The organism is Erwinia sp. 009765445 (assembly GCF_058137865.1).
The window spans coordinates 98,035-112,226 of sequence record NZ_JBYUWC010000009.1 but is presented as its reverse complement, the minus strand read 5'-3'; the positions used below and the strand labels follow the sequence as shown (position 1 = coordinate 112,226).

The window sequence follows — 14,192 nt, the reverse complement described above, 5'->3', positions numbered from 1 at the left end:
ACGGATCTGGAGGATGTTGAGTGAAACGTGATACCCATCAAACTAATTTAAGCTGATTTATTTTACAGTCCGTAATAAATACTGAGGGCGCCAAAACGCTCCAATCATAACGGGATCCTCCCCCCGTTATCACGCGCACCGCGCGTAAAAAAGCACTCATACTCAGGAGCACCATAACTATGTTTAAAAATGCTTTTGCCAACCTGCAGAAGGTCGGTAAATCGCTGATGCTGCCGGTTTCGGTACTGCCGATCGCCGGTATCCTGCTGGGCGTCGGCTCAGCGAACTTCAGCTGGCTGCCAGCCGTGGTTTCCCACGTGATGGCCGAGGCGGGCGGTTCTGTGTTTGCCAACATGCCGCTGATCTTCGCGATCGGCGTGGCGTTAGGTTTCACCAATAATGACGGCGTGTCCGCGCTGGCTGCAGTGGTGGCATACGGCATCATGGTGAAAACCATGGCGGTGGTGGCTCCGCTGGTGCTGCATATGCCTGCCGGGGAAATTGAAGCGAAGCACCTGGCCGATACCGGCGTGCTGGGCGGGATCATTGCCGGTTCGATAGCCGCGTACATGTTCAACCGCTTCTACCGCATCAAGCTGCCGGAATACCTCGGCTTCTTTGCCGGTAAACGTTTTGTACCGATCATTTCCGGCTTCACCGCTATCTTTGTGGGTGTGGTGCTCTCCTTTATCTGGCCTCCGGTGGGAACAGCGATTCAGGAGTTCTCACAGTGGGCGGCTTATCAGAACCCGGTGGTGGCATTTGGCCTGTACGGCCTGATTGAGCGTTCACTGGTACCGTTTGGTCTGCACCACATCTGGAATGTTCCTTTCCAGATGCAGATTGGTGAATTCACCAACGCAGTGGGTCAGGTGTTCCACGGTGATATCCCTCGCTATATGGCGGGTGATCCGACTGCCGGAAAATTGTCTGGTGGCTTCCTGTTCAAAATGTACGGTCTGCCCGCTGCTGCCATTGCCATCTGGCACTCAGCCAAACCTGAGAACCGTGCGAAAGTGGGCGGCATCATGATCTCTGCCGCGCTGACCTCGTTCCTGACTGGTATCACCGAACCAATCGAATTCTCATTTATGTTTGTGGCGCCGGTGCTGTACGGCATCCACATCCTGCTGGCCGGTCTGGCTTTCCCAATCTGTATCCTGTTGGGCATGCGTAATGGCACCAGCTTCTCACACGGTCTGATCGACTTTATCGTGCTGAGCGGCAACAGCAGCAAAATCTGGTTGTTCCCGATTGTGGGTATCATTTACGGCCTGATTTACTACACCGTGTTCCGCTTCGTGATTGCCAAATTCAACCTGAAAACCCCGGGCCGTGAAGATAGCAGCACAGAGCAGTCTGCCGGTTCATCCAACGAAATGGCCGGTAACCTGGTGGCGGCGTTTGGTGGTAAAGAGAACATCACTAACCTTGATGCCTGTATCACCCGTTTGCGCGTCAGCGTGGCCGACGTGGCTAAAGTTGACCAGGCCGGACTGAAAAAACTGGGCGCTGCTGGCGTGGTGGTTGCTGGTTCAGGCGTTCAGGCTATCTTCGGCACCAAATCCGATAACCTGAAAACCGATATGGACGATTACATTCGTAATATGTAAGCCCTGTCATCAGGATCAATGCCAGTCACTTCGGTGGCTGGCTTTTTTTTGTCCTGCACCTAACAACGGGCGCTTCTGTTAATCCCAAATCCGCAGCGGAGCTGCATGTTTCCTCAGCTTTGTTGAAGCCTTTACTCGGGGCTGAGAGAGGACTTACCCACTCAGTTTTTGCTGCTAACACCGCTCTCCCGGGCGATAAATAGAAGAAAAGTGACGAGAAGGTTGAAAGAAAACAAATATCTCGCTCATACTGCGGTAACTTAATTCGCCACCTCAGGATCAGCACTATGGCCGAAGAAACCATTTTCAGTAAAATTATCCGCCGTGAAATTCCGGCTGACATTGTGTACCAGGACGAGCTGGTTACCGCGTTTCGTGATATCTCTCCCAAAGCCCCGACCCACATTCTGGTGATCCCCAATATTCTGATCCCTACAGCCAATGATGCGGTAGCCGGTCATGAAGCGGCCCTGGGACGGATGATCGTGGTGGCAGCGAAAATCGCCAAACAGGAAGGTATTGCAGAAGATGGCTATCGCCTGATCATGAACTGCAACCAGCACGGCGGGCAGGAGGTCTATCATATCCACCTGCATCTGGTTGGCGGCCGTCCTCTTGGACCGATGCTGGCTGGCTGACACTCTGATGCGGACACACTCTATGATGCGGGCAATCGCAACGGGCTTGACGTTACTGGCACTTCTGAGCGGGTGCAGCAGCGATCGCACCACCATCAATACCTCGCAATCGTTGGTGATGGAGTCTTCGGTTCTGTCGGCGGGAATTACCACTGATGAACCGGTGATGTCAGAACATGACGGGCAACAGCGTGCTTCCTCGGTCCTGTTCAATCAGCAGGAAAAAGCGGTCACCGTGCATTACCGGTTCTACTGGTATGACGATAAGGGGCTGGAGATCCTGCCCTTCGAACGTCCGCGCACGGTCAGCGTTCGGCCTCACGACAAAGTTGAAATATCATCGCAAACGGGTAACCTGACGGCCAGTAAAGTCCGGCTGTACCTTTTTCTTTAGGAGATCCTTGCGTGGAAAGGAACATAACTAAACTCTCTGGCGTTATGCTGCTGGCGCTGATCCTCAGTGGTTGTGTCGTTAAACAGCAGCAACAGCCGCAACCTCCGGCCCCGGTGGAACCTGCGCAGCCAACGCAGCCCGTTCCTCCTCCGGCACCGCCGCAGCCGCCGGAAACGGTGCCACAGCCGCCTAAAATGCAGTCCATTAACTGGGATGCCAGCGTCACCCCGATGGTGGCACAGATGCTGAAGGCCGATGGCGTCACGCCGGGTAGCGTTTTGCTGGTGGATGGCATCAAAAACAGTACCAACGGCAGCCTGCAGCGTTCGAAGGCGACGGCAGCGCTGAACAACGCACTGAAGAATAACACCCAGTTTAAACTGGTCCCGGCCGATCAGTTGGCCACGGCTAAGCAGACTCTGGGGCTGTCAGCAGAGGACAGCCTGAGCTCGCGCAGCAAAGCAGTTGGCCTGGCCCGTTACGTGGGTGCTCAGTACGTGCTGTACAGCAATGCTGAGGGCGATGTGAAGTCTCCGACGCTGCAGATGCAGCTGATGCTGGTGCAGACCGGTGAAATCATCTGGTCAGGTAACGGTGTCGTTCAACATTGATCCCCGCTTAAGCAGGCTCATCACACAACAGTTTCCGGCGGCAAAAACCGCCGGTTCTTTTTTTCCGCTGCCCGGACTGACCGGGATGAGTGGAAAGGTTGAGCTGGAAGGGACAACATTGCTGGCGCGCTATCAAAGTCAGCAGGATCCCATCCCGGGCGTGGATCGCCGCCGCGAATATCATATTTTGCGTAAGCTCGCCGGGACGGGGCTGGCCCCTGAAGTGCATGGCTACGCGGATAACTGGTTGCTGTTGAGCTGGCAGGTGGGTGAACGTTTATCGGATGCCGGATTCCTGCAGGCGCTGGAGTCGGTGACGGAATGCGTGGCCTCGCTGCACCGCCAGAAGCTTAGCGGCTACCGTCTGTCGGTGCTCAGCTTGCTGGAGCAGTACTGGCAGCTAAGCCGCCCGGCAAGGCGACATTGTGGCTGGCTGCGGGCGCTGCGGTGGCTGCAAAAGCACGGAGAACCGCGCCCATTGCGACTCTCTCTGCTGCATATGGACGTTCATGCAGGCAATATCATCCGTGGCAGTAACGGCCTGAAGCTGATTGACTGGGAGTATGCCAGCGATGGTGATGTGGCGCTGGAACTGGCGGCAATAGCGTTGAGTAATCAGCTCAGCGACGCGCAGCAACAGGAGATGACGGAGCATTACGCTTCCCTGCAGAGGCTGGATGTCATGAAGCTCCAGCGGCAGATGCTGCGCTGGCAGCCATGGCTGAACCTGCTGGTTGCCTGCTGGTACGAACTGCGCTGGCAGAAAAGTCATGAAGAGCAATTTTTTCCGCTGGCAGAACAAGCCTGGCAGCGGGTGTTATCAGATTAAGAGGTGAAGTGTGGGACCGGTAATGTTAGACGTGCTCGGTTACGAGCTGGACGCGGAAGAGCGTGAAATTTTACAGCATCCGCTGGTTGGCGGTCTGATCCTGTTTACCCGCAACTATCACGATCCTGATCAGCTTGCCGAACTGGTTCGGCAAATCCGTGCCGCCTCCCGTAATCGCCTGGTGGTGGCAGTGGATCAGGAAGGCGGACGTGTACAGCGTTTTCGTGAAGGGTTTACCCAACTGCCTGCCATGCAGTCGTTTTCTGCGCTTAACAGTGAAGCAGAGGCTGCCACGCTGGCACAGCAGGCAGGCTGGCTGATGGCTTCTGAAATGATCGCCATGGATATTGATATCAGCTTTGCGCCGGTGCTGGATATCGGCCACGGCAGCGCGGCCATTGGCGAGCGCAGCTTCCATCAAGATCCCGTTATCGCGCTACAAATGGCACGCCATTTCATCAATGGCATGCACGACGCCGGGATGAAAACCACCGGCAAGCATTTCCCGGGACATGGTGCAGTCAGTGCGGATTCTCATAAAGAGACGCCACGCGATAACCGCAGCGAGGCGGTAATTCGCCAGCATGATGTGCAGATCTTTAAGCAGCTGATTGACGAACAAGCGCTGGATGCCATTATGCCCGCGCATGTTATCTATACTGAGGTGGATTCACGACCGGCCAGTGGCTCATCCCACTGGCTGAAAAGCGTGCTCAGAGGCGAGCTGGGCTTCGACGGGGTGATCTTCTCGGATGACCTGTCGATGGAAGGCGCGGCGATTATGGGCAGCTACGCTGAGCGCGGTCAGGCTTCTCTGGATGCGGGCTGCGATATGATCCTGGTCTGCAACAACCGCCAGGGCGCGGTAAGCGTGCTGGATAATCTGTCTCCGATCAATGCTGAACGTGTTACCCGCTTGTATCATCAAAAGACATTCACCCGCCAGCAGCTGCTTGCCTCACCGCGCTGGAAGGAAGCACACCAGGCGCTGACTGCATTGCAGACGCGCTGGCTGGAGCAGAAGGGCAGCTGAGCGGCAACCATCTGAGAGGATAGCGATGATCATCTACCTGCATGGCTTTGATTCAACCAGTCCGGGCAATCACGAAAAGGTGCTCCAGCTGCAATTTATCGATCCGGATGTGCGGCTGCTGAGCTACAGCACTCTGCATCCGAAACACGATATGCAGTACCTGCTCAACGAAACGGATAAGATCCTGCGCAGTGCAGGTGACGATCGTCCGCTGATCTGTGGCGTCGGGCTGGGTGGCTTCTGGGCAGAGCGGATTGGTTTTCTCAGTGACATCCGGCAGGTGATTTTCAACCCTAATCTCTGGCCGGAAGAGAACATGCCGGGCAAAATTGACCGCCCGGAAGAGTATGTGGATATCGCCACCAAGTGCGTCAGCAATTTTCGTGAGAAAAACCGCGACCGTTGCCTGGTGATCCTCTCCCGCAAAGATGAAGCGCTGGACAACCAGCGATCGGTCTCGGCGCTTCATCCGTTCTATGAAATCGTCTGGGACGAGGTGGAAGGGCATAAATTTAAAAATATTTCCCACCATCTCCAGCGCATTAAGGCTTTCAAAACGCTGGGCTGACCCGGCGACTTACATTGGCCAGCGATCAATCCGGATGCCCCGGGCAGCAGCGCCCAGTTGGAAGTCTGCCAGGGTCATCCTGATATCCGGATCGATATATTCTGCACTCTCATGTTCGGCGATAACCACACTGTTATCCGGAATTTTTTCCAGTTGCTGCTGCAAACGAGGATTGTGCAGGAAGGTCAGATTCTGATTAAAGCGCACCACGTAATGGTTGTCATAACGAGTAAGTTGAATGGCACTGCGATGACTGCCCCAGGTGCTGTAAAGCAGTTGAGCCAGGACTCCAGCTGCCAGCCCCACAAGCATGCCAAATGCGATGATACCCGCAACGGTCACCAGAAAAGGGAGAAACTGGGACAATCCTTTGCGCCACTGCCCGATAAACAGCGCAGGTGAGGCAAGTTTGTAGCCGGTAAAGATTAATACCGCAGCCAGACTGGCCAGAGGGATGGTGTTCAGCAGCTCCTCAAAGAACAGACCACAAACCAGCAGCAATATGCCGTGCCAGATAACGGACAGTTTCGAGTGCGCACCTGCGTTGACATTGACCGAGCTGCGGACGATCACTGCGGTAATGGGCAGACCTCCCAGAAAGCCGCTCAGCATATTGCCAATCCCCTGAGCACGTAACTCTTTATCAGGTGAAGGGGAAGGAAGCTGATTTTTGATTTTTTTCAGAGCCTCCTGGCTCAGCAGCGTTTCAAGGCTGGCGACCAGTGCCAGGGTCAGTGCAATGTACCAGACCTCTGGATTGTGCCAGGCACCTGCAAAGTCAGGGTGGACAAACTGCTGGGCCAGTTCCCGGGCTGAGTCCAGTTCCGGCAATCTGATGCGCTCCAGCGTGGCGAAGTTTTCTGGCATCAGATAGTCGCCGGCCACCACCATCATGCTCCCCCAGATAACGGCAACCAGAGAACCGGGTAGCAAGCCGATCCATTTACTGCGTTTAATCAACGGCGTCTGCCATAAATAAAGGATTAGCAGCGCACCGAGGGCAACAATGAGCGCAGCAGCAGAAAACAGCGACTGGTTATTGCCGATTTCAATGCTCATTGTGACGGGGGCTTGTTGCATGATCAGCAACAGGCCGATAGCGACCATCATCCCCTGAATAACTGAACCTGGAATAAGACCGATCCAGCGACCAGCGCGCAGAATACCCATCGCGACCTGCATAAATCCGGCCAGCACCATTGCGACCAGTACCAGCGAAAATGACTCAAGGGTTGCCATAGCGCCGGTAATGATAGTAACCAGCCCGGCAGCCGGACCGCTTACGGCAAATTTCGATGGGCTGAGCAGGGTCACAACCAGGCCACCAATGACGCCGGTCAACAGCCCGACAAAAGGTGGCAGATCGCAGGCCTGTGCGATACCCAGGCTGAGCGGAAGCGCAACCAAAAAAACCACCGTTCCGGCAAGAATATCTTTACGTAGATCCTTTATTGTCATTATCACTAATTCGTTCCTTCATGAATGAGTTGTTTTAAATGCCCACTATGGAGATCGTAAACACAGCCATAGATATCCAAATCTTGCTTTTTAATAAATGCTTCCCTGACCAGACTACATTGCAGCAGATGTGAAAACTGACAGAGAACATGATATTCAACAATGTGATCAAATGAGGTGTTTTCATCCTCATGATCAATATTAACGTAATCCTGCAATGACTGATGTAACTGCACTAAACGACGTGTCAGAGCCGAGTCCTCTCCGGAGGAGATGGGCGGTTTTTTAAGCGCAGCTTTGACGCCACCACAACCATAATGCCCGCAAAGAACAATGGCTGTGACCTGAAGATGGAGCAGCGCATATTCCAGAACGCTCATCAGGCTGTCATCCTCTTCTAGCACCATATTGGCAATATTGCGATGGACAAAGAGTTCACCAGGCTGAGCGCAGGTCAGGACTTCGGCCGGAACCCGGCTGTCAGAACATCCGATCCACAAAGCCTGTGGTTGCTGGCCAGAAACGTGATTTAAAAAAAATTCAGGATTCCGTCTTTTTTGCTGTTTTGCCCAACTCCTGTTGCGGACCAGCAGCGTATTGAGTATTTCCATAATTTTTCGCTTTTAAACAGGTAATATTGGTTTATAAAACTTACATATTCCACTGAGTTGTTATTTTAAACTGATAATACAGAGTGTGATTTTGTATAAGGTACGTGAAAATATCGGTAAGGCTGTTGTGATGGCGATGTTAAAGATGAAATCTTAAGGAAATCTTAAGAAAAAACCTGAGGATATTATCAGGGCGAGTTTTAATATCCATCCTTTATATTTTCGTTAAAAGGTATTGTTTTAATTATTGGCTATATTAATTTTTTTGTTTTGAACTCTTCTGAATTAATTAGGACTAAAGTAGGGGGCTTTTTCCATTAATATCTGTTCGGACCTTATTCCTGTGAGAGTAATTAGCTCATTCCCGGGTAATTGCAACTTTCACGTACAGTTTGAACTGGGACTCGTTTCGTCAATTTCTGAGTGAGGGGGAAGGGAATAAACGTCACAAACCAGCAAGACAGCGGGTGTTGATTTAGATCAATTTAAACAGGACTGAAGATTTTCCCCGTGCTATTCTGCCAGCAGATAGCGAATTAACTCGCCAACCCTATGTTAATTAAGGATATTAACTTAACCTTAAATTAACGATTGGTTTACATTTTTAAGGGGGTCAATTGACTACACCAATGAAGAGAATTGTGATTGTCGGCGGGGGGGCCGGAGGGCTGGAGCTGGCTACGCAGCTGGGCCATAAGTTGGGTCGCAAAAAGAAAGCAGAAATCACCCTGGTGGATCGCAATCACAGCCACCTGTGGAAGCCTTTGCTGCATGAAGTGGCTACCGGATCGCTGGACGAAGGGATCGATGGTCTGAGCTATCTGGCTCATGCGCGTAATCACCATTTCCAGTTCCAGTTAGGCACGCTGACCGACATCAATCGCGAAGGCAAAAAGCTCCAGCTGGCCGAGATCCGTGATGCACAGGGCGAGTTGCTGGTACCCGCGCGCGAGCTGGCTTACGACACGCTGGTGATGGCGCTGGGCAGTACCTCGAACGATTTTGGTACTCCGGGTATCAAGGACCATTGTATTTTCCTCGATAACCCGCACCAGGCGCGTCGTTTCCATAACGAGATGCTTAACCTGTTCCTGAAGTTCTCTTCCAGCGACGGTGCTCAGGAAAAGGTCAACATCGCTATTGTTGGCGGTGGCGCGACCGGGGTGGAACTTTCTGCCGAGCTGCATAATGCCGTGAAACAGTTGCACAGTTACGGCTATAAAGGACTGGATAACCAGGCGCTGAATGTAACGCTGGTGGAGGCCGGTGAACGTATCCTGCCTGCACTGCCGCCGCGCATCTCTGCCGCTGCGCATCAGGAGTTGACCAAGCTGGGCGTGCGCGTGCTGACCCAGACTATGGTCACCAGCGCGGACAGAAATGGTCTGAACACTAAATCTGGTGAGTTTATCGAAGCCGACCTGATGGTCTGGGCTGCCGGGATCAAAGCACCGGACTTTATGAAAGAAATTGCCGGGCTGGAAACCAACCGCATTAATCAGCTGGTGGTTGAACCCACGCTGCAGACCACCCGTGACGCGGATATCTATGCGATTGGTGACTGTGCCTCCTGTGCGCAGCCTTCTGGTGGTTTTGTTCCTCCACGCGCCCAGTCTGCTCACCAGATGGCTTCGCTGGTGCTGAGCAACATTCTTGCACAGATGAAAGGGCAGAAGCAGAAGCCTTACGTCTATAAGGATCACGGTTCGCTGGTGTCGCTTTCACGCTTCAGTACGGTAGGTAGCCTGATGGGGAACCTGATGCGAGGTTCAATGATGGTGGAAGGGCGAATTGCGCGTTTCGTCTATATCTCACTGTATCGCATGCATCAGGTGGCGCTGCATGGCTATTTCAAAACTGGCCTGATGATGCTGGTAGGCAGTATTAACCGTGTTATCCGCCCAAGGTTGAAACTCCACTAAATCGATTCAGCCAAATCAGTACAGCAGAAACTGGAATAAAAAGGCTTATGGTGCAGTCGTTATCATAAGCCTTTCGTTTCATAACCTCCTCCGCAGCCCGCCTCTAAGAACACTCTTAAAAGCATTCTCTTATGTCTGGCAACATTCATTTCGTCCTGTTTTCTTATTGTCACATTTGGCCCTGATGCGCAAAATTTAACTTACAACAGACGGCGCGTCGTGCACGCCGGGTAAGACGCTTCCGCACCGGGATGTCGGCAGAGGCGAAAATGCGCGGTAACAATGTCAGGAGGTAGTCCTGTGAATAAATCAATGTTGGCGGGTATTGGAATTGGTGTGGCAGCGGCTCTGGGCGTGGCTGCCGTAGCGAGCATGAATGTGTTTGACCGCAGTCCACAGTATGCGCAGGTGCTGTCAGCCACTCCAATCAAAGAAACGACTAAGAATCCTCGTCAGGAGTGCCGGAACATTACCCTGACTCATCGCCGTCCCGTTCAGGATGAAAACCGCATTGCCGGTTCCGTGCTGGGTGCTGTCGCCGGTGGCGTGCTTGGTCACCAGTTTGGTGGCGGACGCGGACGCAGCGTGGCGACCGTAGCCGGTGCGCTGGCAGGTGGTTACGGCGGTAATCAGGTGCAGGGCGCGATGCAGAACAATGATACCTACACAACTACCGAGCAGCGTTGTAAAACCGTTTACGACAAGCAGGAAAAAATGATGGGTTACGATGTGACCTACAAAATTGGTAGCCAGCAGGGCAAAATCCGCATGGATAATGACCCGGGCACCCGCATCCCGCTGGACAGCAACGGTCAGCTGGTGCTGAATAACCAGGCCTGATTAAAAAAAAGCGGCGATTAGCCGCTTTTTTTATGCGTTACGTTTAAAAGCAGGCGCTGCAGGCACCGCAAATACTAAACAGTGCAGGCGCGGGGGGCGCTCATAAAGACGCAAAAAACGCCGTCCATGGCAGCTCGACTCAGGCCGTCCCTGGCCTGTAACTCTCGCTTCAGAGATCTCAGTAAAATCAAGCCGCGTTAGCCAGCACCTGAGCCATAAAGTCCCGTACCCACTTCATTCGCACCTTCCGCTCCGCCAGATCGAGGATAAACTTCAGTCGCGTTGGGCCATCCAGTCGCCAGTGCTGCGGTTCTTTCTGCAGCAGGCCAATCAGCCAGCCCGGATCGGCTTTGTTCTTCTCGGCGAACTCGATAAATCCGCCTTTCTCACTGGCTTCCACGCGGCGGATGCCAATTTTGCGTGCGGTTAAGCGCAGCGCGGCAATATCCAGCAGATTGCGGGCGGCATCGGGCAGTTGACCAAAGCGGTCAATCAGCTCCACTTTGAGATCGTCCAGTTCACCTTCTTCCTGCGCGCTGGCAATCCGCTTGTAGAACGACAGTCGCGTGTTCACATCCGGGATAAAATCATCCGGCAGCAGGGATGGCATCCGCAGTTCGATTTCGGTCTGGTTGCTGGTCAGGTCTTCCAGCGATGGCTCGCGGCCCTCTTTCAGGGCATCCACCGCGTTTTCCAGCAGCTCCATATATAGCGAGAAACCAATAGTTTCCATCTGCCCGCTCTGATCTTCGCCCAGCAGCTCGCCCGCACCACGAATTTCCAAATCGTGGGTGGCAAGAGCAAAACCAGCACCCAGATCCTCCAGCGAGGCGATGGCCTCCAGACGTTTATGGGCGTCGGTGGTCATTGCTTTGGGATGCGGGGTCAGCAGCCATGCATAGGCCTGATGATGCGAACGGCCCACGCGGCCGCGCAGCTGATGAAGCTGCGCCAGACCAAAGTGGTCGGCACGTTCAATAATAATGGTATTGGCAGTCGGAATATCGATGCCGGTTTCGATGATAGTGGTACACACCAGTACGTTAAAACGCTGATGGTTGAAGTCATTCATCACCCGTTCCAGGTCACGCTCGCGCATCTGGCCGTGGCCGATGGCAACACGCGCTTCAGGCACCAGCTCTGTAAGGCGGTTTGCGGCCTTTTCGATATTTTCCACGTCGTTATAGAGGTAGTAGACCTGGCCGCCGCGCAGCACTTCACGCAGAATAGCTTCACGCACTACCAGATTATCAAACTCGCGAACGAAGGTTTTCACCGCCAGGCGACGCGCTGGTGGCGTGGCGATAATTGACAGATCGCGCATGCCACTCATCGCCATATTCAGCGTACGTGGGATCGGCGTGGCGGTCAGTGTCAGAATATCGACGTCGGCGCGCATTGCTTTGATTCGCTCTTTATGACGAACGCCGAAGCGGTGTTCTTCATCGACGATCAGCAGACCCAGATCGCGCCATTTGATTTCGTTCTGCAGCAGCTTGTGCGTGCCAATAAGAATATCGACTTTGCCTTCACGGGCTTCCTCAAGGATCTGTGCCTGCTCTTTGGCGGTACGGAAGCGGGAAAGCATCTCGATGCGCACCGGCCAGTTGGCAAAACGGTCGCGGAAATTATCGTAATGTTGCTGAGCCAGCAGGGTGGTTGGCACCAGTACGGCAACCTGCTTGTGGTTTTCCACCGCCAGGAAGGCGGCACGCATCGCCACTTCAGTTTTACCGAAGCCAACGTCACCGCAAACCAGACGATCCATCGCCAGCGGCTGACACATATCGCTGAGTACCGCATTGATCGCCTGCGCCTGGTCCGCCGTCGTTTCGAACGGAAAACTTTCGCAGAACAGCTGATACTGCTGGCGATCGTGTTTGAAGGCGAAACCGGCCTTGGCGGCGCGCTGGGCATAAATATCCAGCAGCTCGGCCGCCACATCACGCACTTTCTCGGCGGCTTTCTGCCGGGCGCGTGACCAGGCATCGCTGCCCAGCTTATGCAGCGGGGCATTTTCATCCGCCCCGCCTGCGTAGCGGCTGATCAGATGCAGCGAAGAAACAGGTACGTAGAGCTTGGCATCTCCGGCATAAGCCAGCATCAGATATTCAGCGGTGATGCCCCCGGTTTCCAGCGTGGTCAGGCCGATATAGCGGCCGACACCGTGTTCGAGGTGCACCACTGGCTGGCCGGGATGCAGCTCTGCCAGGTTGCGGATAAGTACGTCCGGATTGATGGTCCGGCGGCTGTCCTGACGTCGGCGGCTGACTCGCTCTCCCAGTAAATCACTTTCACAAATCAGTGCGCGGTGGCGCAGGCTGTCGATAAAGCCTTGCTCGCTGGCCCCGATAATCAGGTAATGGCCTGTCTCTTCTGCTTCTTCCAGCGCGTGGACAGGTTTTGGGGCAATCTTGATGCGGGCTAACAGCTCCTGAAGCGCTTCACGGCGGCCTTCACTCTCCACCGAGAACACCACCGGGCCGCTGAATTCTTCGAGGAAACGGCGCAGTACATCCAGCGGAGCTTTGGCCTGCGCCTGTACCGCCAGATCCGGCAGAGTCTGGTAGCCGAGGTTGGTATTGGCGGCTTTCTCCGGCAGATGTTCGCTTTTCAGCTGAATACGTGGCCACTGCTTCAGCTCGCTGAACAGTTCATCGGTGCGTAACCACAGCGTTTCCGGCAGCAGCAGAGGGCGCATCGGATCGACACGCCGACTTTCGAAGCGCGCCATCACGTCCAGCCAGAAGCGGTCGGCACTGCTTTCCAGATCGCCGGTGTTCAGCAGCAGGGTGTTGGCTGGCAGGTAGCTGAACAAAGAAGGCAGAGGGCTTTCAAAAAACAGCGGCTGCCAGTATTCAATGCCGGTGGGTAGGGTGCCTTTGCTCACCTGCTGATAGATATGTTCCGCTTCGCGCCGCACATCGAAATGCTCACGCCACTGGGTGCGAAACAGTTCGATGGCCGCTTTGTCGGTCGGGAATTCGTGCGCGGGCAGCAGATTAATTGCCTCGACTTCCTCCAGCGTTCGCTGGGTGTCCACGTCGAATACGCGCAGGCTGTCGATTTCGTCATCAAAAAAATCAATGCGGTACGGCTGCTCACTGCCCATCGGATAGAGATCCAGTAAAGCGCCGCGCGTGGCGTATTCGCCGTGCTCCATCACCTGGTCAACGTGGCGATAACCAGCCTGTTCAAGCTGGGTACGCAGCGTATCGCGCGACAGGCGCTGACCTTTTTTCATCACCAGCGCGTGACCGTGCAGATAACTGTGCGGACAGACGCGCTGCATCAGCGTGTTCACCGGCAGGATCAGTACGCCCCGCTCAAGGGTTGGCAGGCTGTAAAGAGTGGACAGACGCGAAGAGATAATTTCCTGATGTGGCGAGAAACTGTCGAACGGCAGCGTCTCCCAGTCCGCAAGGCTGATAACCGGTTCGCCGGTAAACTGCTTAATTTCATCCTGCAGGCGCAGCGCGTTTTGCATGTCCGGAGCAATCAGCACTACCGGACCCTTGTGACGAGCGACGATTTCAGCGGATTCAACCGCGCAGGCGGCTCCGCTCAGTTGCCCCAGCTGACGCTGGTCTCCTGCTTTAACGGGCAGGGTGTATCTGGATTGTTCAGGCATAATCAGTCAGGCGGTCTCTTAACGACAAGGAGAGCGGGGACGTG

Annotated in this window: 12 protein-coding genes; 9 read left to right on the top strand and 3 right to left on the bottom strand. The window is 54.2% G+C overall.

Annotation, left to right across the window (positions count from 1 at the left end):
- Nucleotides 1-179 precede the first annotated feature (179 nt).
- The 7 genes from ptsG (at nucleotide 180) to ycfP (ending at nucleotide 5,686) form a co-directional block, all read left to right on the top strand.
- The gene (gene ptsG / locus AC3Y5R_RS11940) at nucleotides 180-1,613 is read left to right on the top strand and encodes a PTS glucose transporter subunit IIBC (protein WP_489921507.1); all 1,434 of its coding nucleotides are present in this window, start codon (nucleotides 180-182) and stop codon (nucleotides 1,611-1,613) included.
- A 287-nt stretch (nucleotides 1,614-1,900) separates the two neighbouring features.
- Entirely contained in the window at nucleotides 1,901-2,251 is a 351-nt protein-coding gene (gene hinT, locus AC3Y5R_RS11935) for a purine nucleoside phosphoramidase (RefSeq protein ID WP_158783055.1), read from the top strand.
- A gap of 25 nt (nucleotides 2,252-2,276) precedes the next feature.
- On the top strand, nucleotides 2,277-2,645 hold the full coding sequence (locus tag AC3Y5R_RS11930) for a YcfL family putative periplasmic lipoprotein (protein ID WP_489921573.1): 369 nt from the start codon (nucleotides 2,277-2,279) through the stop codon (nucleotides 2,643-2,645).
- 44 nt (nucleotides 2,646-2,689) lie between these two features.
- Entirely contained in the window at nucleotides 2,690-3,256 is a 567-nt protein-coding gene (gene lpoB, locus AC3Y5R_RS11925) for a penicillin-binding protein activator LpoB (protein WP_370521115.1), read from the top strand.
- The gene (thiK, locus tag AC3Y5R_RS11920) at nucleotides 3,216-4,085 is read left to right on the top strand and encodes a thiamine kinase (RefSeq protein WP_489921506.1); all 870 of its coding nucleotides are present in this window, start codon (nucleotides 3,216-3,218) and stop codon (nucleotides 4,083-4,085) included. Before lpoB ends, thiK begins: the two co-directional genes overlap by 41 nt.
- A gap of 10 nt (nucleotides 4,086-4,095) precedes the next feature.
- A complete protein-coding gene (gene nagZ / locus AC3Y5R_RS11915) occupies nucleotides 4,096-5,118 on the top strand; it encodes a beta-N-acetylhexosaminidase (RefSeq protein ID WP_489921505.1) in 1,023 nt (340 codons plus the stop codon).
- Between the two features lie 25 nt (nucleotides 5,119-5,143).
- Nucleotides 5,144-5,686, top strand: coding sequence for an alpha/beta hydrolase YcfP (ycfP, locus tag AC3Y5R_RS11910; protein ID WP_489921504.1), 543 nt, complete (start codon nucleotides 5,144-5,146; stop codon nucleotides 5,684-5,686).
- 9 nt (nucleotides 5,687-5,695) lie between these two features.
- Here ycfP and AC3Y5R_RS11905 read toward each other — a convergent pair whose 3' ends face one another.
- The gene (locus AC3Y5R_RS11905; protein WP_489921503.1) at nucleotides 5,696-7,144 is read right to left on the bottom strand and encodes a SulP family inorganic anion transporter; all 1,449 of its coding nucleotides are present in this window, start codon (nucleotides 7,142-7,144) and stop codon (nucleotides 5,696-5,698) included.
- Nucleotides 7,145-7,149: 5 nt separating this feature from the next.
- Nucleotides 7,150-7,755, bottom strand: a complete 606-nt coding sequence (locus AC3Y5R_RS11900; protein ID WP_489921502.1) for a carbonic anhydrase — start codon at nucleotides 7,753-7,755, stop codon at nucleotides 7,150-7,152.
- A 617-nt stretch (nucleotides 7,756-8,372) separates the two neighbouring features.
- Between AC3Y5R_RS11900 and AC3Y5R_RS11895 the strand changes: the two genes are divergently transcribed.
- Both AC3Y5R_RS11895 and AC3Y5R_RS11890 read left to right on the top strand, forming a co-directional pair.
- Nucleotides 8,373-9,677 (top strand): NAD(P)/FAD-dependent oxidoreductase, encoded by a 1,305-nt coding sequence (locus AC3Y5R_RS11895; RefSeq protein WP_489921501.1) that lies wholly within the window; start codon nucleotides 8,373-8,375, stop codon nucleotides 9,675-9,677.
- Between the two features lie 300 nt (nucleotides 9,678-9,977).
- Nucleotides 9,978-10,517, top strand: coding sequence for a glycine zipper 2TM domain-containing protein (locus AC3Y5R_RS11890; protein ID WP_199257261.1), 540 nt, complete (start codon nucleotides 9,978-9,980; stop codon nucleotides 10,515-10,517).
- Nucleotides 10,518-10,704: 187 nt separating this feature from the next.
- On the opposite strand, the gene mfd is transcribed toward AC3Y5R_RS11890, so the two are convergent.
- The gene (gene mfd, locus AC3Y5R_RS11885) at nucleotides 10,705-14,148 is read right to left on the bottom strand and encodes a transcription-repair coupling factor (RefSeq protein ID WP_489921500.1); all 3,444 of its coding nucleotides are present in this window, start codon (nucleotides 14,146-14,148) and stop codon (nucleotides 10,705-10,707) included.
- Nucleotides 14,149-14,192 lie beyond the last annotated feature (44 nt).